We start from the raw sequence: 21,156 nt of genomic DNA, 5'->3' as shown, positions 1-21,156 counted from the left end.
TTAGTGCCGTTTTTAAAAAATCTTCAAGATGATCGATGTGTGTATCGTTAAGAGAATTAATGTATTGTTCTAAGATACAAAAGTATTTATATATACGTCCTCTTAATATTTAAGTTTTTAGAGATATGATTTTTCTCCCTTTTTTAATTGCCTGCTGCTTTACGAAATTTGGAGGTTTTTTTTGTATTTTTAAAGGTGGATTTAAATATGTTATTTTCATATTTATTTCAACCATAATAACTTTTAGAACCTTTTAAATAAACAACAATGGGGATTTTTTTAAGTACATATGTTCCAGAGTTAGGAATGAGTCCAGATTCTGAAATATGCCATACTTTCGTCTACAGATGGCTAATAGCTAATGGAAATTTTACAGGAGATTATCCAGATCCGTTACAGAATATCTCTTCTGTAGAAGCAGAACGATTCTTTTTTCCTGATATGGGTTTGCCAGCTAGAGTTGGTGGAGAAGTTCAAGTTCGTGAAAACTCTGTAATTGGGTTTTGGGATCATGGTGGAGTTTTGCAACACACCATGTTGGCAATAACACCTACTTCTTGGGTAGGAGCTAATAATACAGGATGTTTTGGAGTACAGGGCGGAAGAACCCAAATTAATGATGTGGATGAGTTTGTAAATGGTCCTCGAAGTCATTTTGGCTGGGTTGGTGATGATAATGGTTGGCAAGGTCAATACCAAGGTTTGACAGTTACCTATAGAGATTTGCCAAGAAGAACTTTTTAGGTTAATTTATAAGGTGTTTTGTAGATATGTATACACAAAAAATAAAGTTGCTGCAAATGCTGCACTAACAAAAAAATAAAGGATTCGCTTTGGATCCTTTTCTTTTTTTGAACTAATTATCTGTATTACTTTGGAAACCCTATTCTTTTCAAAAATTAAAAGGACGAAAAGAATTACAAGAAATACAATAGCGTTCACAGTAGCGCCGGTTTTTACTTCATAAAAAATATCAAATAATACGATATTAATCATAATTGGAATTAATAGTAAAATCCCAATAATTTTTGTTCTATAAAATAATAGAAATATAGCTCCTGTTACTTGTAACAATCCAATAATTATAGGTAGTGTTTGAGTGTATCCAAAAAAGGACCACATAAGTTCCATTCCTGTAAGTTCACTTACCAATTTATCTGGAAACCCATTATTGTTTTGAAATTGTAAAGGTTTTGCAGCGCCATATATGAAAATGAAAAATGAAACGAAATAACGCAACGTACGTTCCATAATATTTTGAAAAGTCATACAGAAACAGATTTAGTAATCAGACGATTTACTAGAAATGTTGTTACAGCATTAAGTTTTTGAAATTTTTCTTCTCCAAAAGGTAACAAATAGTAGGGTGACGACAGATGGTGTTAGCCAAACCCACAGAGTGCTTGAATCTAAGGCTGCAAGAAGGAATGCTGTTACGGCTGCTCCAAAAGCTCCAGACATTTTACCAAGATGATTGGATAAATAAGCTGTAGGGTTTGTTTTAAAGGTTTTGTAGAGTTTAATATCTCTTGTGGTTGCCATGATACCAAATCCTCCAAAAAAGAAAAATAAAGCGCTCTTAGGTATTGCATTTATTTGATAATAAGCTCCTACCGCAATCATCCCAAGAAAAACAACTCCCATTACTGAAGTGATAATAAGGTCTGTATTACCTATCGTGTGATTTTTCTTAAATTTAAGTACACGATTTCCAGAGACAACTAAATAGATAGTAAAAATAGAAAGTAGGTGTAATAATAAGTTTTTATGATTTGGTAGTAATGTAATAGGTATTGCAATCAATGAACTTATAAGCATACTTATCGAAAAAACTACACCACCTTTTTTATGATAAAATCTTCCTTTTTTGCCGACTAAACTTATAAATCCAGATAATAATCCAATACTACCAAAGAAAGCATGGATATAAATGAGTGTTTTAGCGGTTAATTCCATTTAGGTGATTCAGATTCTTCATAGTAAAGATAAAGAAAAGGAATTGCGAATCATGTTATAAAGTAGAAATATACTTCATGATATAATAAATTAATCTAGCTGCTAATCTTGCTGTACAATTATCAACATCATAAGCTGGATTAAGTTCTACAATGTCAGCGCTAATAAGTTTGTTAGAATTACAAATCTTTTCGATAGTGTGTAACGCTATAGAAGGAGAGAACCCAAATGGAGAAGGAGCACTTACACCAGGAGCATATGCAGAAGAAAAGCCATCTAAATCTATAGAGAGGTATACATAATCAACAGTATTAATGAAATTGATAAGGGTTTTGTCTATATGATCTGTATGCTTCATTGTAAACTCTGTATTTTTGATGAAGTTTACATCTAATTCACGAGCGGTTTCAAATAAAATCCTATTGTTTGCTTCTTCTTGAATTCCTAAGCATAAGTATTTGAAATGATCGTTCTCTTTTGCTATTTGGTAAAATGGAGTACCGGAATTCCCTTTTCCGTTAGGGACTCTTAAATCAAAATGTGCATCTAAATTGATGATTCCGATAGTGGCAGTAGGGAGATGTTTTTTAATACCATTATAATGCGCGTATCCTAAATCATGACCACCTCCTAAAACTATATTAAAATATTCTTTTTCAAGTATTTGATATATTTTATCTGAAGTAAAACTTTGGGTTTTTTCTAAATCACCATCAACACAGTTTATATTGCCAATATCAATGATATCTACATCATTTTTGAAGTGATTTGATAAAGATCCCATCATTTTTCTAATGATATCGGGAGCAGTTGCAGTACCAATACGTCCTTGGTTTCTTTTAACTCCTTCTTCACATGCATATCCTAATATGGAGAATCCAATATTTTGATTTCTAGTTAATTCCTCTTTTTTAAGATCGATGCATCGTACCTTTTCATGCAGATATAGCTTTTTGTCAGATGTTCTCCCTTTCCATATATCGTAAGAAGTTTTTTCGTAACTAGCCATTTTTTATAAATTTATTGAGATCTATTTTGATTAAAGTTGTTTTTGAATGTAAGCTTTAAAATACTCTATCTAAAACGCTATTATTTAATTTATTAGGAATTGTTACTTTAAGTGTTGGTGTACGTTTCATTTCTCTTTTTATTGCGAAAATGGCCTCTTCATTTCTTGCCCAACTTCTTCTAGATATACCATTATTAACATCGTAAAAGAGCATATTTTTCAATTTAATTGAAGCTTCATTAGATCCATCAAGTAAAAGTCCAAATCCACCATTAATTACTTCGCCCCAACCAACACCACCTCCATTATGAATGGATATCCAAGTGGCACCTCTAAAACTATCACCAATGACATTATGGATAGCCATATCAGCGGTAAATCTACTACCATCATAAATATTGCTCGTTTCTCTATATGGAGAATCTGTACCGCTAACGTCATGATGATCTCTTCCTAAAACAATAGGAGCAGATATATCACCTGATTTAATAGCTTTATTAAACGCCTCAGCGATTTTTATTCTTCCTTCGGCATCAGCGTATAGAATTCTTGCTTGAGAGCCTACAACAAGCTTATTTTGTTTTGCTTCCTCAATCCATGTAATGTTGTCTTGCATTTGTTGTTGGATTTCTTTTGGAGCTTCTGCTTTTATTTTTTGCATTACCTCAATAGCTATTTGATCCGTTTTATCCAGATCCTCTGACTTGCCGGATGTACAAACCCATCTAAAGGGTCCAAAACCATAGTCAAAACACATAGGGCCCAAAATATCTTGGACATACGAAGGATATTTAAAATCCACTCCGTTAGTATTCATAACATCTGCACCAGCTCTTGATGCTTCTAATAAAAATGCATTACCATAATCAAAAAAATAAGTTCCTTTGGCTGTATGCTTATTGATTGCTGTAGCGTGTCTTTTTAGGGATTCCTGAACTTTTACCTTAAAACCTTCAGGATTGTGGGCAATCATTTCATTAGCTTGCTGGTAGCTTATATCTACAGGATAATATCCTCCAGACCATGGGTTATGTAATGATGTCTGATCGGATCCTAAGTGAACATAAATATTTTCCTCATAAAATCGTTCCCATATATCAACTACGTTTCCTTTATAGGCTATAGAAACAACTTCAGTATTAGAAATTGCTTCTTTAACACGATTTACTAATTGGTCTAGATTGTCTATAATCTCGTCTACCCAACCTTGCTGATGTCTTTTTTCGGCAGCAGCTGGATTTACTTCTGCACATACGGTGATACATTTGGCGATATTACCAGCTTTTGGTTGCGCTCCACTCATTCCACCTAGCCCGGCTGTTAAAAATATTTTTCCTTCAGAAGTTTCTCCTGTTTTCAGAGTTTTTCTAAAAGCATTCATCACTGTGATTGTGGTTCCGTGTACAATTCCTTGTGGACCGATATACATGTAACTTCCAGCAGTCATTTGTCCGTATTGAGTCACTCCAAGAGCATTGAATTTTTCCCAATCATCAGGTTTAGAGTAATTTGGAATCATCATTCCATTGGTGACTACAACTCGTGGAGCGTTTTTAGGTGAAGGAAATAGTCCCATCGGATGACCAGAATACATTTGCAATGTTTGTTCCTCAGTCATTGTTGCTAGATAATGCATTGTTAGTAAATACTGTGCCCAGTTTTGAAATACTGCGCCATTACCTCCGTAGGTAATAAGTTCATAAGGATGTTGAGCAACTGCAGGATCTAAATTATTTTGTATCATGAGCATGATTCCAGCTGCTTGTAAATTGTTTGCTGGATATTCATGTATAGGTCTGGCATACATATCATAATCGGGCATAAATCGGTACATATAAATTCTGCCATATTCATTTAGTTCTTCAAGAAATTCTGGAGCTAATTCTTCGTGCCATTCCGAAGGAAAGTATCTCAAAGCATTTTTAAGTGCTAGTTTCTTTTCATCAATTGATAATATTTGTTTTCTTTTTGGAGCTCTGCTTATGTTTGTGTTAAATTCCTTTTTTTTAGGAAGAGTTTGCGGGATACCTGTTTTTATTTGCTCTTTGAATGTAGTCATGATAATGGATTGTAATTGACCTTTAATTACTAGATTTTTTGATCGATTGGTTATTTAGAATACACAGATTCACCTCGTTTCCATACTTGTGAGGGAGTGAGTTTACCTTGATGATATAATATTTCGTTAAAATGATGAGATGGAAATAGACAAAAATCTGCAAGCATTTTTGGTGCTAAACTACCTCGATCATTTAGTTTTAGTGCTGCAGCAGCTCTGCAAGTTATGCCGGCTAAAACTTCTGCATTGCTAAGTTTTTGAAAAGTTCCCAAGATGCAAGCTTGTGTTAGTAAATCGCCCATAGGTGCAGAACCAGGGTTCCAATCACTCGCTATTGCTAAAGCGCCTCCTTGATCCAAAATTTTTCTGGCAGGAGTAAAGTCACACCCTAAACCTATGGATGCTCCTGGTAATGCCACTGCAATAGTATTGCTTGTTGCTAATTTTTCTATTTCCTTTTCTGTGCTGGCTTCTAAATGATCGGCACTAATAGCGTCAAATTTTATGGCTATTTCACTACCGCTAGTTGTAAACTGATCTGCATGCACAGTGATATCAAATCCCATTTCCTTTGCTTTATGAAAATAAGGTTCGATGTGTTCGTTAGAAAAAGCGCTTTGTTCTATAAATGCATCAATTCGATTACTTAGATTTTCAGTTTTTAGAATTGGAAATAGTTTTTCGGCAATTTCAGAAAGGTAAGTATGATGATCACCATCATAATCTTTTGGAAGCATATGTGCTGCCAAACAGGTTAGTATAAGGTCGGATTCCGAATTTGAATTCGCTTGATTGATTGCTCTAAGCATTTTCAATTCTTCTGATATGGAAAGTCCATATCCGCTTTTAACTTCTACGGTAGTAACCCCGTTTTTAAGCAAGTAATTCGCTCTTTTGATAACCGAATGGCACAATTCTTCTTGACTTGCGGCTCTTGTTTTAGTGACTGTATCCCAGATACCTCCACCAGCTCGTGCGATCTCTAAATAGGTCTTTCCCGAATTTCGCATAGCATAATCATTAGCTCTGGAACCTGAAAAGCAGATATGCGTGTGCGCATCTATCATACCAGGCAAGCAAACATAATCTGTGTGTAATTCAATGATCTTTGCATTCAATTTAAGTGCAATTTCCTTGATCGCTTGATAATCGCCAACGGAATGAATTAACTCATCTTCTATTAGAATTCCTGCATTTTCAATTACACGAAGTTCTTCATCTTTTAATGCACCTTTTAGTGGGGTATCATCCATTGGTAATACTTGGGAAATAGGTCCAATAAGTGTATACTTTTCCATAATTAATATGTTTCAAATAAGGAAGAAAACTTGGTTTCTAAGGATAAGTTCTTCTTTTTAGTTACTTCATTTGCTAAGTATATGATACTATTGTTTCTAATAATATCAATTCCTTTTTCTATATCATCTGAGAAAACCCGATCTTTTTCTGCAAAAGAAACTTTAGTACGTACCATTTTATGGATTTCATCTAAGATAGGGCCAGATTTCATCGGTTTTCGGTATTCGAATGCTTGTGCAGCGGTTAGAAGTTCTATTGCTAGTATCTTTTCTACGTTATCTATAACTCGAATTGCTTTCCTTCCTCCAATAGATCCCATACTTACGTGATCTTCTTGCCCTAAAGAGGTTGGAATACTATCGGCGCTAGAAGGGAAACATAATCCTTTGTTTTCACTTGCTAAAGCGGCTGTTGTATATTGTAAAATCATATATCCAGAATTAATACCTGTGTCTTCCATTAATAACTTTGGAACTCCAGGAGAGTTTCCTTCTAAGGCCAGATATATGCGTCTGTCTGAGATATTTCCTATTTCAGATGCAGCAATACAAGCGTAATCTATTGCCATAGCTAAAGGTTGTCCGTGAAAGCTTCCGCCACTTATAGTTAATTCTTCATTGATAATAATGGGATTATCAGTTACAGAATTTAATTCTATCTCCAATAATTCTTTAAGATGAAGCCAAGCGTTTCGAGAAGCTCCATGTACCTGAGGAATACATCGCAAAGAATAGGGATCTTGAACACGGTCACAATCAATGTGATCTTCCATAATTTCAGAACCTTTTAATAAAGATTTTACTCTGGAGGCAACATGAATAGTACCTTTGAATGGTCTTAAAGCGTGCAATTCATTGTAGAAAGGTTTAACAGAACCTTGCAATCCTTCTATCATCATTGCTCCAATAATATCCGCTTGAGAAAGACAACTATGGAGTTTTTCAACAACTTTAACGGCATGAGCAGCAATAAATTGCGTTCCGTTAATCAAAGCTAACCCTTCTTTTGGTCCCAATTCGATAGCTTGTAAACCTGTAAGGTCAAATAACTTTGAAGTGGTTATTTCTTTGTTCTTGTAGGTTACTTTCCCTAAGCCAATTAAAGGTAAAAATAAATGAGAAAGAGGAGCTAGGTCTCCAGAAGCTCCTACAGATCCCTGTGAAGGTACTATCGGAATAGCATCATTATCAATATGCCATAAAATACGATCTAAAGTTTTCTCTGCAATGCCAGAATACGCTTTAGCTAAAGATTGTAATTTCAGGATTAGCATAAGTTTGCTAATTTCATGATCAATTGGATCTCCCACGCCTACACTATGACTTTGTAATATATTGGATTGTAATACTCTAGTTTCTTCTTTAGAAATCATTGTTGTACAAAGCGGTCCAAATCCAGTATTGATTCCATACACAGGCTTTCCTGTTTCAACAATATTTTCTACGATGTTTCTGCTGCTTTTTATTTTTTCTCTCGCATCATTAGAAATTATCCCTTTTAGTTCTTTTCTAGCTATTTTTATAGCCTTTCCAGCGGTTAAATAGTCTTCTCCAAAGTGGAAGTGTGATGATATTTTAGACATTTTGTACGATTCTTTATTTGTGTACATAAAGATAATATGTATTTTTAATACTTATAAATACTAATTTTATCAATAATTAATAACTATGAGTTATCAATTAGAACTTCGACATTTTACTTATTTTTTGGCAGTGGCTGAAGAATTACATTTTCGCAAAGCTGCAGAGCGGTTGTTTATTTCTCAACCTGGGTTAAGCAGACAGATAAAGCAAATGGAAGAAATCATTGGAGCTGAACTTTTTATTAGAAATAAACGAAATGTAAGTTTGACCGCTGCAGGAGTGTATTTGAAAAAAGAACTATCTTATATTTTCAATCATATTGATTTTACTGTAAAGCAAACATCTTTAATAGATAAAGGTAGTGAAGGGGAGATACGAATTGGTTTTTTGGGCTCTGCTATGCAGACTGTTATTCCTAATCTTCTAATAAAGGTTAATAAAGAATTTCCTAAGATTCAATTTAGCTTAGAAGAAATGTCTAATTATGATCAGGTAAATGGAATATTAAGTGATGAATTGGATGTAGGTTTTGTAAGATTAGCGAGAGTTCCAGATGGAGTTAGTATTAAACAAGTTCAAACCGATACTTTTTCATTGGTGTTACCAAAAAATCATTTTTTGAATCAAGAAAACTTTACTAGTGTAGCTCAAGTGTCTAAGGAACATTTTGTTTTATTTTCTTCGGATTATAGTTCTATTTATTATGATAAAATAATGAGTATTTGCGAAGATCAGGGTTTTACACCAATTGTATCTCATAAATCTGTTCATGCGCAAACAATTTTTAAATTAGTAGAAAGCGGTCTTGGAGTGGCTATTGTGCCGACTTCTCTGCAATATGGTTTTGATTTGAAAGTGAAATTTTTAGAAATCCCAAGGATTTCTCAAAGAGCTGAATTGTCTGTAATATGGAAAGAAGATAATCGTAATCCTGCTTTAGCTAAGGTGAAACAATTATTGTTTTAGATTCTTAAAAAATCACTTCTTTTTAAGGAATTGTTATTTCATGAAGAACGTATAATTATTGTTGTTTTTTTTCGTTGGGAATTACACTAACAATATAATCAACTTACATGAAAACTATTATCAAGTTAATGGTCACGCTATTCGTGTGCCAACTTTCTGCACAACGATCTAAAAAACCTTGGCATAATCATGAGAATTATAAAGAAGATGTCATTAAAGCTATTAAGCAGAGTCCTGAAATTCTAAATCCAAAGGAATTTTTTGATTTTCCAGAGGAGTCTACTACTATAATCAGTAGTAATTCTCAACAACAATCTGATGCTAATGTTTCGGAGTTTGTAAATGGAATTAACATCGCCTGGGTTTCATTTGGTAGGGATATTGGAGTAGATCCAGAATATGGAACAGAATATCATCCAGATTTAGATACTTTTAGCTTAGTTATGGATAAGGTAGTTAATGCTGGTGGTAATGTTTTGCGCTGGTGGTATCATACAAATGGTTCGACGAATCCAGTTTATGATATGGATCAAAAAGTAACAAATAACCCAGCTTTTTTTCATGAGGATGTTATAAAAATACTAGATCTGGCAGCTTCTAAAGAGTTACAAATACAAATATGTCTTTGGTCATTTGATATGTTAAAAGATCAGTGGAATGTTGATGCTGTTGCTAATAAAAAAGTACTCACTGAGGATGAAAATATGGAAGCATATCTTACTAATGCCTTGATTCCTTTGGTTCAGGCAGTTGGAGATCATCCTGGTTTGTATGCTTGGGAAATTTTTAACGAAGCAGAAGGTATGACTACTGAGTTCGGGTCTCATTGGCCGGGATTTATAGAGAAAGTTTCAATCGTAGATATTCAAAAATTTATCAATAAAGCATCTGCGGCAATTAGAAGAGTAGAGCCTAATGTTATGATAACAAATGGGGCATTAGGTTTTCTTACAAACGTAGATGATATAGATCTGGGATATCAGAATTATTATACGGATCAAAAACTTGCAGAAATTGGAGGTGAATCTGAGGGTTACCTAGATTTTTACAATATTCATTATTACAATTGGGCAGGAGAGAATGGTTCGCCCTTTCATAATTTTTATGATGTTCAAAAAATTGATAAAAAAGCTGTTATTGCAGAATATTATCCTGATAACACTTTTGGTATAGAAGCAGAATACTTAGGAGTTGTCTTAAAAGAAAATGAATGGCATGGTTCTTTAGTGTGGTCTTGGACCGATCGGCCATGGAATACCATGGAGCCTATAATGATAAATATAGAATCAAACATATTGTCTGTTTCGGATATTGCACCTTTGGATTCTTCTAAAGTTATTTTAACTCCAAATCCGGTTGATAATTTGGTTACAATACATGGAATCACTAAAAGAACGTTAGTTCAAATTAGTGATATTACGGGTAAAACCGTTTTTAAAACTATACTTAATAGTAGTTTTCAAAATGTGATCGATCTTGGAGGTTTACAAGAAGGGATGTATCATGTTACATTAAATGATACGATGGTAAAAAGAATTCTAAAAAAATAATCCGATTAAGATTTACAATAAATTTTAATAAACAAAAAACAAGTTTCGCCAGAGGTGAAACTTGTTTTTTTAGGTTTTATAAAAATATAAATATATTACGAAGGCATGGAATAGAAAAACTGTTCTTCTATTATTTTGCCATTATCTACACTGTATACAGCTAATTCTTCGAATTGCATCCTTCCTTGACCTTTAAAAGTACAGTCCATTTTCATTCTACAAGAGAAATGATTGTCCGCAACAACTGGATCAGAAATTTCTCCTCCATGAAACTCTTCTACGGTAGCATACCACTCCTGACTTTTTTTGGTTACAGCATCTTTACCTTGTATCACTGGGTTTGGAGCTCCTGGCATTTCTTTACTAACAATATTATCCGCGTATAATTCCTTTAATGCCTGCATATTCTCACCTTGACGGCAAAGTTCTACTAAACGATTAGCTACTTCTTGTGTATTCATTGGTCTTGATTTTAATAATTTGTGACCCTTAAATTACAAAAAATAGCTATCTGCGTTTTTAAAGAAATGTTATAATTTAATTATTAAGCAACCGCTTCTTTGTATACTTTTAGACAGCGTTCTCTAGCCATTTTGTGATCTACTATAGGTTTCGGATAGGTAAGTTCATTGATATCTGGTACCCATGTATTGATATATTCTAGTTTTTTATCGAATTTAGTTACTTGTGTTGTAGGGTTGAAAATTCTGAAATAAGGAGCAGCATCTACTCCAGATCCAGCAGCCCATTGCCAATTTCCAATGTTGGCTGACATGTCGTAATCCAATAATTTTTCTGCAAAATATGCTTCACCCCAACGCCAGTCTATAAGAAGATGTTTACACAAAAAACTGGCAACGAGCATTCGTACTCTATTATGCATATAGCCGGTTTTGTTAAGTTCACGCATCCCAGCATCTACAAGTGGATATCCTGTTTCACCTTTTTTCCATGCGTCATATTCATCTTCATCATTTCGCCATTCGATTCGGTCGTATTTAGGTCTAAACGCCTTATCCTTTGTATGTGGAAAATGCCATAGAATTTGCATAAAAAATTCTCTCCAAATTAACTCTGACCAGAAAACCTCATTCTTTTCTGCTATGGCTTTTTTTACCATTTTGCGAATACTAACCGTACCAAATCGCAAATGTGGACCTAGTCTTGAAGTGCCATTTTCCTTTGCAGGAAAGTTTCTCGTTTCTTCGTAGTTGTTTATTAAAGAAGGGGATACTAGATATTCAGGAACTTTGATATCTGATGCAGAAAATCCAATATCAGATAAACTTAAGTTTGGTAGATTTATATTTTTAATAGTATTAGAAAGTACATTTTCGGTCTCATAAGGTTTTAGTAAAGAAGCATTAAATTGCTCTTTCCATTTGTTTTTATATGGAGTGTACACCACATATGGTGCTCCATCAGCCTTTACGATCTCTTCTTTTTCAAAAATTACTTGATCCTTAAAAGTTTTGAAAGTGATATTATTTTGAGATAATAAATTTCCTATTTCTTTATCTCTCTCTTTGGCATAAGGTTCGTAATCATGATTGGTGTACACTTTTTGTATATCATAATCTTTTTGTAACTGACCATAAACTTCTTTTGGGTTACCATGATAAATTGCTACTGAGCTTCCGTAGTTGTTTAGCTTTTTATTAATTTTTTGAAGGTTGTCATGTATAAAAGATACTCTCGCATCATTTTTTGGTAATTTATCTAAGATTTCTTTATCAAAAATAAAAATGGGAAGCACTGGTAAGTCATCTGATAGCGCATGATGAAGTCCCGTATTATCCTCTAATCTTAAATCTCTTCTGAACCAGAAAATATTTACTTTTTCAGCCATTTAATTAACGTTTAAAGTAGACATACCACCATCTACACCTAAGATCTGTCCTGTAATCCAGCTGCTATCATCACTTAATAGGAATTTGGCAATATTGGCAATATCTTCTGCTTCTCCAACTCGTTTAAGTGGGTGGCGTTGATCCATTTTCTCTCTTTTCTTTTCGTTTCCTAATAACCTCTCGGCTAATGGCGTATCGGTTAGGGAAGGAGCGATAACGTTAACTCTTAGTTTTGGGGCATATTCAGCAGCTAATGCTTTGGCAAAACCTTCTATGGCACCTTTGGCAGCTGCTACACTTGTATGAAATGGCATACCTATTTTTACTGCTACGGTGCTGAAAAAGATAATACTTGCTTGCTCTGATTTTTTTAGATGAGGAATAATCGAATGCATGATTTTTACTAAAAACATAAAATTAATCTGCATATCTTCTTGAAAAGCCTCTAGACTTAACATTTTAAAAGGTTTTAGATTTATACTACCAGGGCAGTATACAAAACCATCTAATTGCTCTGGAAGTAAAGAAGTATCAATTTCATCGGTAGAAGCATCATATGGAATGTGTGTTACCTCTAAATTTCCTAAGTTTTGAGAGGTTCTTGATGCAATATATATGTTATGATCTTTGTAAAGTTTTAAAGCAAGTTCGAAACCGATTCCATGACTTCCACCAATTAGTAAAATATTTTTTCTCATATTATTTTTTTATTCTTAAACTGTTGCTGTTTCTTCTTTTGTGTTATGCTTGAAGGTTCCAAAAAGTTCAATTAACTTTTGCTCACGATACTCGAATATCTCTTTTAGCTTTGGCTTAACTAAAATAGGATGTACCAATTGGCCTAAAATTCCAAAAGGGACTTTATAATCAATAATATCTTCCATTTCTACACCTCCAGGAATTTCCTTAATAAAATGTTTATGATGCCATAATGCATAGGGGCCAAATCGTTGTTCGTCTACAAAGTATTCTTTATCTATAGCATGTGTAATTTCTGTTACCCATTTGGTTTTTATTCCCGCAATGGGTGTTACTATATATTGTATGATTTGTCCAGCATACATTTTTCTATCAGCTCCGGATAGGATTTCAAACCCCATATAATCGGGTGTAATGGTCTTTAGATTATTTGGATCTGATAAGAAATCCCAGGCTTCTTGCAAGGAGATCGGAAGATTCTGTTTTGTCTGTAATGTATAAATTTTCATTGTATACCTTTTATAAGGATAAAGGTACAATGATTTTGTTTAATTTTTTAACTAAAAAAGTTAAACAAAATTAAAAATAAGAAATAGCCCAAGATTTGGCTTCTTCTAAACAATCAAAAAATACAAATGATTTATCGAACAGCTTTTGTTCTTCAAGGGCTTTATCACGATCTGTTTTTTCTTTAGAAACAATGGCAAGGCCTTTCATATTTGATAATTGACCTTGTTTGTATACATCAATTGATACTTCGTGATTGTTGAGTCTGTTTGAGATTAAAACAAACTTTTTGTCTTTATAAAAACTACGAAGCTCTTTTCTAATGATATTAGCTTTCTCTAAAGTAAATGTAATACCTTTATTAACGGTTATAATCGCAAACTTTTCATATAACTCTATCGTACAAAAATCTGTAGTCTGTAATTGCATAAAAATTAATATGCAATAAAGATATGTTAAATAAAGTTAATTTTAAAACGACTGGATTTTAGATATACCAAGTTAACAGTCGTTGCAACAATTATCGGCTTTTGTTAATCTGCAAGTTAGAACAGCTAAAATAGCACCTATTACGGGTGCGGTCATATACAGCCATTGGTGTTCCCAATGTCCTGATAGAAGTGCTGGTCCGAGTGATCTAGCTGGATTCATAGAAGCATTTGTCATGGGGCCTGCAAACATAGCTTCCAATAATACAACACCACCAATAGCAATGCCCGCCATCGTGCCAACTTCTTTAGAACCAGTAGATACATTTATAATAACTAACATTAAGAAATAGGTAAGGAGTAATTCTAAAACAAATGCTTTATACGCTTCGAAAGAGGGTAGAGTACCGCCAAGAAACTCACTTTCCGGGAATAAAAATAATAAAACACTACTGGCAGCGATAGCGCCAATACATTGCGCTAGAATATATTTAGGGACTTCTTTCCAACTAAATTTTTTTGCAAAGGCAAATGCGACAGTAACCGCAGGATTAAAATGAGCCCCAGAAATGTCACCAAACGAATAAATCATGGCCATCACAATCAATCCCCAGGTGATAGCAATTCCTACGTGAGTTACATCACCACCAGTTACTTCATTAATAGTCATTGCTCCCGTACCACAAAATATCATGGTGAAAGTTCCGATAATCTCTGCTATATATTTACGCATCATACAATTGAAAATGATGGCAAATATAACACTCCTTATTTTAAGTTTTTGTTAACTCTTAATGTATGTGTAATTATTATTTTCGTTACCAGTAATACTAATTAACGGAATAAAATTAAATACAATTACAATGAAAAAGATCGTCTTATTTGTTTCTGTGGCTTTATTATCATTAGGTGTAAAAGCGCAGGTAGAAACTCCACAGCCAAGTCCTTTATCAAAAATTGAGCAAGTTGTTGGGTTAACTGATGTAGCCATTGAATATTCTCGTCCTAGCATGAAAGGGCGTACTATTTTTGGAAACTTAGTTCCTTTTGATAAATTATGGAGAACAGGTGCTAATAAGAATACACAGGTAACTTTTAGTGATGATGTAAAAGTAGAAGGAGCAGACCTTAAAAAAGGTACTTACGCTATTTTTACAAAACCGGGAAAAGAGAGTTGGGAAGTTATCTTTTATAGTGATGCTAATAATTGGGGTACACCACGCCAATGGGATGATAGTAAAGTAGCTGCTACTGTAAAAGTAAAAGCGACTAAAATACCTATGAACGTAGAAACGTTTACTATCATGTTAAGTGATTTTACGATGGATAGTGCTTTAATTAATATTTTATGGGAGAATACTGAAGCGGCTATAAAGTTAGAAGTTCCTACAAAGAAAAAAGCTACAGAGAGTATAGAAAAGATCATGGCAGGTCCTTCCGCTAATGATCATTATCAAGCGGCTGTTTTTTATAAAGAAACAGGAGACATTGCAAAAGCAAAAACACATATTGAAAAAGCCGTAGCTGGAAAAGCAGATGCTTTTTGGATGCATAGACAACATTCTCTAATATTAGCTAAGAGTGGAGATAAGGCTGGGGCAATAAAAGCTGCTAAAACTTCGTTACAATTAGCAGAGAAAGCAAATAATGCGGATTACGTAAAACTAAATAAAGATTCCCTTGCAGAGTGGGGAGCTAAATAAACACTCTTTTTTTTCACACAAATGGAAAAGCGCTCTGAGTTTCAGAGCGCTTTTTTTAATCATCACTGTCTAAAAAGAATATTTCTTCTACTGGTTTTCCAAATAGCTTCGCTATTTTTAGCGCTAAAACAGTAGAAGGTACATACTTGTTCTTTTCCATAGCATTTATGGTTTGTCTACTTACTCCAATTTTTTCAGCTAAATCAGCTTGAGTGAAATCATGAATAGCTCGCTCAATTTTGATTTTATTTTTCATGATCTATTGTTTTTATAGATAACGTAGTGAAACCTAACAATAAAAATAAGCAGCGGAGTAAACATGTTATAAATTAATACATGAAAATACTTCATGTCATAAATAAAGATAGTTAACAATAGGAGCAAAGAATAGTTTACAATAATCGACCAAGCTAGAGAGTCTAGTCTTGTTTTTGCAATAAATTCATCTTCTATTTTTTCTTTAGAAAAGCTAATCAGTAGTCCTCCTATAATAATTAAAATGATAATAAGTTCGTCTAAAATGTCATTTTTTATGATTCTTATAATACCATTCTTTTCTTTTTCAAAAGAATCATAATGAAATAAGGAAATAACAGAAGTCCTCATTTGATCTGATTCGAATCCCTGTAGTTGAAGATAAATTCCCGCAATACTTCCAATAATGAAGAGTAACCATCCTGGTTTTTTAAACTTGTTTGATAATAAATATTTCATCTTGTTCGATTTTTGATTAATATTTCAAAAGTATGATTTTTTTTACTAAATGTAAAATAAACTTTACAAAAAGTAAAATAATTACGATGTTTTGTGGTTTTTTGTAAAAATCGAATGGTTAGTATTCCAGTTTGATTTCTTTTCTAACGTTATCTAGTAATTCGATAAGGTTTAGGCTTTTTTCAAAAGACATTACGGTACTTTCTATATTTCCCCTTTCTAGCATATTCTGTACATGAATTGCCTCGTAATTATATCCATTAGTTACTACTGGAAATTCGTACAGTTTGGAATCTCCATCTTTAGTAATGGTGACCGAAGATGGTTCATGAAAACGACTATTTATTATAATACTTCCATACTCCAGTTGGATAAAGGCCTTTGTTTCAGTTTTTTGAATAACAGAAGAAAATAGATTAGCGGATACCTTGTTTTTGTAATGAAGCGTCATATTGCAATCTTCATCTATCCCGGTCTCTCCAAAATTGGCCGAAGCTTCTATTTTTTCTGGAATTCCAATCATGCTTAAAGCTGCGAACAATGGGTATATCCCAACATCTAATAAACTGCCACCTCCTAGTTCTTTTCTAAATATTCGGTTATTAGGATCAAACGTGCTAGCAAATCCAAAATCAGCTTTAAGAGACTTAATTTTACCTAGCTGATTGCCTTTTAAAGTTTGCAAAACAAATTCATAATGTGGTAAAAAGTATGTCCAAAGTGCTTCCATCAGAAATGTATTTTGCGTTTTAGCCATTTGTATCATTTCAGAGACTTGAGCTTTATTCATCGCGAAAGGTTTTTCACATAGAACTGCTTTTTTTTCATTAAGACACATCATAGTGTTTTCGTAATGAAATACATGCGGAGTGGCAATATATATGATGTCAATTTTGGTATCCTTGGCAAGTTCAATATAACTTCCATAGTGGGTTGGTGTTTGATAAGTATCTCCAAAATCTTTTGCTTTTTCTATATTTCTGCTGGCTACGGCTTGTAATTTTGCATTAGGAATACTTTGTAGATCTTGAGCAAATTTATGGGCTATTTTACCACAGCCTAAAATACCCCAATTATATATTTTGTTAGAATTCATTGTCTTATTAAATAGATGACTTTTTGATTTAATTAAGGGGATTTTCCCTTAATTAAATTATCATTTTTATATTTTTTTAGAGATTTAATAATAATTTGTTTGCAATTTGTTTAAATGTTTAACAAAAACATAAAACATAAAGCTGTAATGCTGGATTTTTTTGATCTTTTCATATTTATTGGTAAATTTAAAACACTCACTTTTAAAACCAAACCATTATGGAAAATGACATTACTTTAACACTCTCCCCAAATCGTCAAAAGCATACCCTCAGGTTGAGCAGAATGAAAGAAGAGCTTTCCGCTATGCTTTCTGATTTGCATTCTTACCGTTGCGAACCATGCACTCCTGATATGCATCAACAGTATTTAGAACTGGATCATAACGGGCGTAAGTTATCACAAACGTTGATGAATACAACAGATTTACTAAAAGATACTGATGGGGTGTCAAAAGAGGTAGGAGATGAGATTTTTGGAGTAATGAAAACTTATAATACTTTTCAGAAAGATCTATCTTCCTATCGTTTAGAAGCGGTAGCACATCATTGATTATAAGTTCAAATATGATTTTTTAAACCCTTCGTCTTTGTTGGATGAAGGTTTTTTTATATTATTTAGGAAGCGTTATAATTAACTATTAAACCCAAGATATTCAAGACTCTAAATAGGATGAAATAATGGATTATGGCGTTAGTGCGTTTTAGAGATCATAGCAGATGTTTAAAACCCTATATAAATCAATGTTTTTATTGTTGTATGCCTGAGAGTTATTCTTATATTTGAACACACAAATCAGGCATATTATAGAGATATGATATGTAATACCAAAAAAATATTACAGAGCGAATGAATCTCTTACAAGGTAAAACTGCTATTATCACAGGTGCTACACGTGGTATAGGCAAAGGAATTGCACAGGTTTTTGCAAAAAATGGTGCTAACGTTGCATTTACATTTAGTTCTTCAGTAGATGCTGCAAAAGAATTAGAAAAAGAATTAAACGATTTAGGAGTTAAAGCAAAGGCTTATCAAAGTAATGCTGCAAGTTTTGAACAATCAGAAAGTTTGGTTAAAGATGTATTAGAAAACTTCGGAAGTATCGATGTATTAGTAAATAATGCAGGGATTACAAAAGATAACTTATTGATGAGGATGAGCGAAGAGGATTTCGATAAGGTAATCGAAATAAATCTAAAAAGTGTTTTTAATATGACCAAAGCTGTTCAACGAACAATGCTTAAGCAACGTAAAGGAAGTATTATTAATATGAGTTCTGTGGTTGGGGTAAAAGGAAATGCAGGACAAGCTAATTACGCTGCTTCTAAGGCAGGTATTATAGGATTTTCGAAATCTGTGGCGTTAGAATTAGGATCCAGAAATATTAGAAGTAATGTGATTGCTCCTGGATTTATCGAAACAGAAATGACTGGTAAATTAGATGATAAGGTAGTAGATGAATGGAGAAAAGCAATCCCACTAAAAAGAGGTGGTTCTCCAGAAGACATTGCAAATGCTTGTCTATTTTTAGCTAGTGATTTAAGTTCATATGTTACAGGTCAAGTACTAAATGTGGATGGTGGTATGTTAACCTAAACCTTCAGTTTTTTAATAAGTTTAAGATCTTTTAAATTAAATCTGATTAATTTTCGTTTTGAAATATAAAATCTTAGATTTTAAGATTGTAACAAAAAAGAATGCAGATACATAGTATAGGATTGATTATCGCAGCTGGAATAATAGCACTAATTATTTCTATATTTCAGTATACTTATAAAGCAAAAAACAGAACAAAAAAGCATCTGTTTTTTGCTTTACTACGTTTTTTAAGTGTGTTTACACTGTTGATTTTATTAATCAACCCTACATTTCGCAAAAAATCGAGCTATATCGAAAAGCCATCTTTGATCATTGCGGTAGACAATTCATCTTCTATAAAACATCTGAGTCAAAATAAACAGGTTATTGAACTTGTTGATAAATTTCAAAATTCGGAAGAACTGCAAGATAGATTTAATGTAAAGTTTTATACTTTTTCAGATCGTTTAGAAGATACATTGAATTTGAAGTTTGATAAAAAACAAACAAATATTTCGAATGCTCTTGGAAATTTAGATCAGATTTATAAAAACTCCAATGCACCAACAGTTTTGATCACCGATGGTAATCAAACCTACGGTGGGGATTATCAATTTAGTAGTAGAACATATAAGCAACAAGTTTTTCCGGTAATTGCAGGAGATACAATAAAAGTTGCCGATACTAAAATTCAACAATTAAACGTAAATCGATATTCTTATTTGAAGAATAGATTCCCGGTTGAAGTGATTCTTACTTACTCAGGTGTAGATAATGTATCCACGAAATTTGAAATAAAATCAGGTAAGAATACAATTTATTCTCAGCCAGTTTCTTTTTCTAAAGATAATAATTCGGAAATTATAACTTTAACCTTAGGAGCTTCTAAAGCTGGGGTTCTGCAATATACCGCTAGATTAGTGCCATTAGAAAATGAAAAGAATGTTATTAATAATAACAAAGATTTTGCAGTAGAGGTAATCGATCAAAAAACAAATATTCTTTTGGTTAGTGATATGACGCATCCAGATCTTGGAGCTATAAAAAAGAGTGTAGAAAGTAATGAGAGAAGAAGTATCACAATCCTTAAGCCAGCAGAAGTTCAAGATATAGAAGACTATCAGTTAATAATCTTATATCAACCTAATACAAGATTTAGCAGTGTTTATAAGAAGATTACAGATGTTAAGAAGAATCATTTTACTATCACTGGATCTAAAACAGATTGGGTGTTTTTAAACAAAGTCCAAGATTTATATAAGCAGGAAATTACAAGGCAAACGGAGTATTATCTTCCAAGATTCAATAATAATTACGGAACTTTTTTATTAGAAGATATTGGTTTCGGTGGTTATCCACCATTAGTAGGAACGTTTGGAGAGATAGCTATAAATTCTTCTTATGATGTGATACTTCATAGAAATATCAGTAATATCAATACCGAAGAACCCTTACTAGCAACTGTAGAGGATAACGGTACTAGAGAAGCAGTTTTGTTTGGAGAAGGCATTTGGAGATGGAGAGCACAATCGTATTTGGATACAAAGAGTTTTGAAACTTTTGATGAATTCTTTAGTAAACTAGTTCAATATCTTGCTTCTAACAAGAAAAAAAGTAGACTTAATACGATTGCAGAATCTTTTTATTATGGAAATTCTAGTATAAAAATAAAGGCAGAATACTTTACCAGAAATTATGAGTTTGACAATAGAGGAAATCTTAGTATCAGTTTAAAAAATAAAGATACAGAGCAATCTCAAACAATTCCTATGTTACTAAAGAATAATTCATATGAAGTGGATTTAAGTAGTTTGTCTTCGGGGAATTATGATTATACGGTATCGGTTATTGGAGAAAATATTAGCCGTTCAGGTAGTTTTAGTATTTTGGATTATAACGTCGAACAACAATTATTGAATGCAGATGTAACAAAACTTACCCAAGTAGCGACTAATACGAACGGAAAGGCTTATTTTATGAATCAAGATGATATTTTGATACAAGATCTTGTAGCAGATGAAAGGTACAAAGCGGTTCAGAAGAGCAAGGAAAATATCGTATCTTTAATAGATTGGAAATATCTCTTAGCAATACTCATAGCGCTATTAAGTATCGAGTGGTTTATGAGAAAATATAATGGGCTTATTTAATTATTAAAAA

Annotated in this window: 22 protein-coding genes; 7 read left to right on the top strand and 15 right to left on the bottom strand. The window is 33.0% G+C overall.

What is annotated here, in order from left to right:
* The first annotated feature begins 267 nt into the window (after window positions 1-267).
* A complete protein-coding gene (locus ABD077_RS12840; RefSeq protein ID WP_343912703.1) occupies window positions 268-744 on the top strand; it encodes a hypothetical protein in 477 nt (158 codons plus the stop codon).
* Between the two features lie 6 nt (window positions 745-750).
* Here the strand turns inward: ABD077_RS12840 and ABD077_RS12835 are convergent, their stop codons facing one another.
* From ABD077_RS12835 to hutH, 6 genes are read right to left on the bottom strand one after another with little or no spacing between them, the layout of a single operon-like run.
* On the bottom strand, window positions 751-1,269 hold the full coding sequence (locus ABD077_RS12835; RefSeq protein WP_343912702.1) for a hypothetical protein: 519 nt from the start codon (window positions 1,267-1,269) through the stop codon (window positions 751-753).
* 51 nt (window positions 1,270-1,320) lie between these two features.
* Entirely contained in the window at window positions 1,321-1,956 is a 636-nt protein-coding gene (locus tag ABD077_RS12830; RefSeq protein ID WP_343912701.1) for a hypothetical protein, read from the bottom strand.
* Between the two features lie 55 nt (window positions 1,957-2,011).
* Complete coding sequence (gene hutG / locus ABD077_RS12825) at window positions 2,012-2,965, bottom strand: formimidoylglutamase (protein ID WP_343912700.1); 954 nt, start codon at window positions 2,963-2,965, stop codon at window positions 2,012-2,014.
* A 55-nt stretch (window positions 2,966-3,020) separates the two neighbouring features.
* Entirely contained in the window at window positions 3,021-5,024 is a 2,004-nt protein-coding gene (locus ABD077_RS12820; RefSeq protein ID WP_343912699.1) for a urocanate hydratase, read from the bottom strand.
* Between the two features lie 50 nt (window positions 5,025-5,074).
* Window positions 5,075-6,322 (bottom strand): imidazolonepropionase, encoded by a 1,248-nt coding sequence (gene hutI, locus ABD077_RS12815; RefSeq protein ID WP_343912698.1) that lies wholly within the window; start codon window positions 6,320-6,322, stop codon window positions 5,075-5,077.
* 2 nt (window positions 6,323-6,324) lie between these two features.
* Entirely contained in the window at window positions 6,325-7,905 is a 1,581-nt protein-coding gene (gene hutH / locus ABD077_RS12810; RefSeq protein ID WP_343912697.1) for a histidine ammonia-lyase, read from the bottom strand.
* Between the two features lie 85 nt (window positions 7,906-7,990).
* On the opposite strand from hutH, the gene ABD077_RS12805 reads away from it, so the two are divergent.
* Window positions 7,991-8,872: a LysR family transcriptional regulator gene (locus ABD077_RS12805; protein WP_343912696.1), complete on the top strand. Its 882-nt coding sequence runs from the start codon at window positions 7,991-7,993 to the stop codon at window positions 8,870-8,872.
* A 107-nt stretch (window positions 8,873-8,979) separates the two neighbouring features.
* The gene (locus tag ABD077_RS12800; protein WP_343912695.1) at window positions 8,980-10,422 is read left to right on the top strand and encodes a T9SS type A sorting domain-containing protein; all 1,443 of its coding nucleotides are present in this window, start codon (window positions 8,980-8,982) and stop codon (window positions 10,420-10,422) included.
* 95 nt (window positions 10,423-10,517) lie between these two features.
* Here ABD077_RS12800 and ABD077_RS12795 read toward each other — a convergent pair whose 3' ends face one another.
* From ABD077_RS12795 to ABD077_RS12770, 6 genes are all read right to left on the bottom strand, one after another.
* Entirely contained in the window at window positions 10,518-10,883 is a 366-nt protein-coding gene (locus tag ABD077_RS12795; RefSeq protein ID WP_343912694.1) for a SnoaL-like domain-containing protein, read from the bottom strand.
* 83 nt (window positions 10,884-10,966) lie between these two features.
* Entirely contained in the window at window positions 10,967-12,271 is a 1,305-nt protein-coding gene (locus ABD077_RS12790; protein WP_343912693.1) for a cryptochrome/photolyase family protein, read from the bottom strand.
* A complete protein-coding gene (locus ABD077_RS12785; RefSeq protein ID WP_343912692.1) occupies window positions 12,272-12,970 on the bottom strand; it encodes an SDR family NAD(P)-dependent oxidoreductase in 699 nt (232 codons plus the stop codon). It lies immediately after the preceding gene.
* A 15-nt stretch (window positions 12,971-12,985) separates the two neighbouring features.
* Window positions 12,986-13,480 carry an SRPBCC family protein gene (locus ABD077_RS12780; protein WP_343912691.1) on the bottom strand — a complete coding sequence of 165 codons (495 nt, stop codon included), beginning with the start codon at window positions 13,478-13,480 and terminating at the stop codon, window positions 12,986-12,988.
* A gap of 70 nt (window positions 13,481-13,550) precedes the next feature.
* Window positions 13,551-13,907 (bottom strand): hypothetical protein, encoded by a 357-nt coding sequence (locus ABD077_RS12775; protein ID WP_343912690.1) that lies wholly within the window; start codon window positions 13,905-13,907, stop codon window positions 13,551-13,553.
* Between the two features lie 72 nt (window positions 13,908-13,979).
* Window positions 13,980-14,642 (bottom strand): MIP/aquaporin family protein, encoded by a 663-nt coding sequence (locus tag ABD077_RS12770; protein WP_343912688.1) that lies wholly within the window; start codon window positions 14,640-14,642, stop codon window positions 13,980-13,982.
* 127 nt (window positions 14,643-14,769) lie between these two features.
* On the opposite strand from ABD077_RS12770, the gene ABD077_RS12765 reads away from it, so the two are divergent.
* Entirely contained in the window at window positions 14,770-15,609 is an 840-nt protein-coding gene (locus ABD077_RS12765) for a DUF2911 domain-containing protein (protein WP_343912687.1), read from the top strand.
* A gap of 55 nt (window positions 15,610-15,664) precedes the next feature.
* Here the strand turns inward: ABD077_RS12765 and ABD077_RS12760 are convergent, their stop codons facing one another.
* From ABD077_RS12760 to ABD077_RS12750, 3 genes are all read right to left on the bottom strand, one after another.
* Window positions 15,665-15,865 (bottom strand): helix-turn-helix transcriptional regulator, encoded by a 201-nt coding sequence (locus ABD077_RS12760; protein WP_343912686.1) that lies wholly within the window; start codon window positions 15,863-15,865, stop codon window positions 15,665-15,667.
* The gene (locus ABD077_RS12755) at window positions 15,862-16,323 is read right to left on the bottom strand and encodes a hypothetical protein (RefSeq protein WP_343912685.1); all 462 of its coding nucleotides are present in this window, start codon (window positions 16,321-16,323) and stop codon (window positions 15,862-15,864) included. Before ABD077_RS12755 ends, ABD077_RS12760 begins: the two co-directional genes overlap by 4 nt.
* Before the next feature lie 118 nt (window positions 16,324-16,441).
* A complete protein-coding gene (locus tag ABD077_RS12750) occupies window positions 16,442-17,419 on the bottom strand; it encodes a Gfo/Idh/MocA family protein (protein ID WP_343912684.1) in 978 nt (325 codons plus the stop codon).
* A gap of 218 nt (window positions 17,420-17,637) precedes the next feature.
* Between ABD077_RS12750 and ABD077_RS12745 the strand changes: the two genes are divergently transcribed.
* From ABD077_RS12745 to ABD077_RS12735, 3 genes are all read left to right on the top strand, one after another.
* A complete protein-coding gene (locus ABD077_RS12745) occupies window positions 17,638-17,970 on the top strand; it encodes a hypothetical protein (protein ID WP_343912683.1) in 333 nt (110 codons plus the stop codon).
* A gap of 297 nt (window positions 17,971-18,267) precedes the next feature.
* Window positions 18,268-19,014, top strand: coding sequence for a 3-oxoacyl-[acyl-carrier-protein] reductase (gene fabG, locus ABD077_RS12740; RefSeq protein WP_343912682.1), 747 nt, complete (start codon window positions 18,268-18,270; stop codon window positions 19,012-19,014).
* 101 nt (window positions 19,015-19,115) lie between these two features.
* Window positions 19,116-21,146 (top strand): VWA domain-containing protein, encoded by a 2,031-nt coding sequence (locus ABD077_RS12735; protein ID WP_343912681.1) that lies wholly within the window; start codon window positions 19,116-19,118, stop codon window positions 21,144-21,146.
* Window positions 21,147-21,156 lie beyond the last annotated feature (10 nt).

It is taken from the genome of Aquimarina litoralis, from assembly GCF_039523995.1.
In the GTDB taxonomy this organism is placed as follows: Bacteria; Bacteroidota; Bacteroidia; order Flavobacteriales; family Flavobacteriaceae; genus Aquimarina; species Aquimarina litoralis.
The sequence above is the reverse complement of the archived record's forward strand: the minus strand, read 5'-3'. Positions and strand labels throughout refer to the sequence as shown.

Excerpts from the sequence above, each read along its gene's own strand:
- ABD077_RS12840 (WP_343912703.1), top strand. The coding sequence starts at position 268 with ATGGGGATTTTTTTAAGTACATATGTTCCAGAGTTAGGAATGAGTCCA.
- ABD077_RS12835 (WP_343912702.1), bottom strand. The coding sequence starts at position 1,269 with ATGACTTTTCAAAATATTATGGAACGTACGTTGCGTTATTTCGTTTCA.
- ABD077_RS12830 (WP_343912701.1), bottom strand. The coding sequence starts at position 1,956 with ATGGAATTAACCGCTAAAACACTCATTTATATCCATGCTTTCTTTGGT.
- hutG (WP_343912700.1), bottom strand. The coding sequence starts at position 2,965 with ATGGCTAGTTACGAAAAAACTTCTTACGATATATGGAAAGGGAGAACA.
- ABD077_RS12820 (WP_343912699.1), bottom strand. The coding sequence starts at position 5,024 with ATGACTACATTCAAAGAGCAAATAAAAACAGGTATCCCGCAAACTCTT.
- hutI (WP_343912698.1), bottom strand. The coding sequence starts at position 6,322 with ATGGAAAAGTATACACTTATTGGACCTATTTCCCAAGTATTACCAATG.
- hutH (WP_343912697.1), bottom strand. The coding sequence starts at position 7,905 with ATGTCTAAAATATCATCACACTTCCACTTTGGAGAAGACTATTTAACC.
- ABD077_RS12805 (WP_343912696.1), top strand. The coding sequence starts at position 7,991 with ATGAGTTATCAATTAGAACTTCGACATTTTACTTATTTTTTGGCAGTG.
- ABD077_RS12800 (WP_343912695.1), top strand. The coding sequence starts at position 8,980 with ATGAAAACTATTATCAAGTTAATGGTCACGCTATTCGTGTGCCAACTT.
- ABD077_RS12795 (WP_343912694.1), bottom strand. The coding sequence starts at position 10,883 with ATGAATACACAAGAAGTAGCTAATCGTTTAGTAGAACTTTGCCGTCAA.
- ABD077_RS12790 (WP_343912693.1), bottom strand. The coding sequence starts at position 12,271 with ATGGCTGAAAAAGTAAATATTTTCTGGTTCAGAAGAGATTTAAGATTA.
- ABD077_RS12785 (WP_343912692.1), bottom strand. The coding sequence starts at position 12,970 with ATGAGAAAAAATATTTTACTAATTGGTGGAAGTCATGGAATCGGTTTC.
- ABD077_RS12780 (WP_343912691.1), bottom strand. The coding sequence starts at position 13,480 with ATGAAAATTTATACATTACAGACAAAACAGAATCTTCCGATCTCCTTG.
- ABD077_RS12775 (WP_343912690.1), bottom strand. The coding sequence starts at position 13,907 with ATGCAATTACAGACTACAGATTTTTGTACGATAGAGTTATATGAAAAG.
- ABD077_RS12770 (WP_343912688.1), bottom strand. The coding sequence starts at position 14,642 with ATGATGCGTAAATATATAGCAGAGATTATCGGAACTTTCACCATGATA.
- ABD077_RS12765 (WP_343912687.1), top strand. The coding sequence starts at position 14,770 with ATGAAAAAGATCGTCTTATTTGTTTCTGTGGCTTTATTATCATTAGGT.
- ABD077_RS12760 (WP_343912686.1), bottom strand. The coding sequence starts at position 15,865 with ATGAAAAATAAAATCAAAATTGAGCGAGCTATTCATGATTTCACTCAA.
- ABD077_RS12755 (WP_343912685.1), bottom strand. The coding sequence starts at position 16,323 with ATGAAATATTTATTATCAAACAAGTTTAAAAAACCAGGATGGTTACTC.
- ABD077_RS12750 (WP_343912684.1), bottom strand. The coding sequence starts at position 17,419 with ATGAATTCTAACAAAATATATAATTGGGGTATTTTAGGCTGTGGTAAA.
- ABD077_RS12745 (WP_343912683.1), top strand. The coding sequence starts at position 17,638 with ATGGAAAATGACATTACTTTAACACTCTCCCCAAATCGTCAAAAGCAT.
- fabG (WP_343912682.1), top strand. The coding sequence starts at position 18,268 with ATGAATCTCTTACAAGGTAAAACTGCTATTATCACAGGTGCTACACGT.
- ABD077_RS12735 (WP_343912681.1), top strand. The coding sequence starts at position 19,116 with ATGCAGATACATAGTATAGGATTGATTATCGCAGCTGGAATAATAGCA.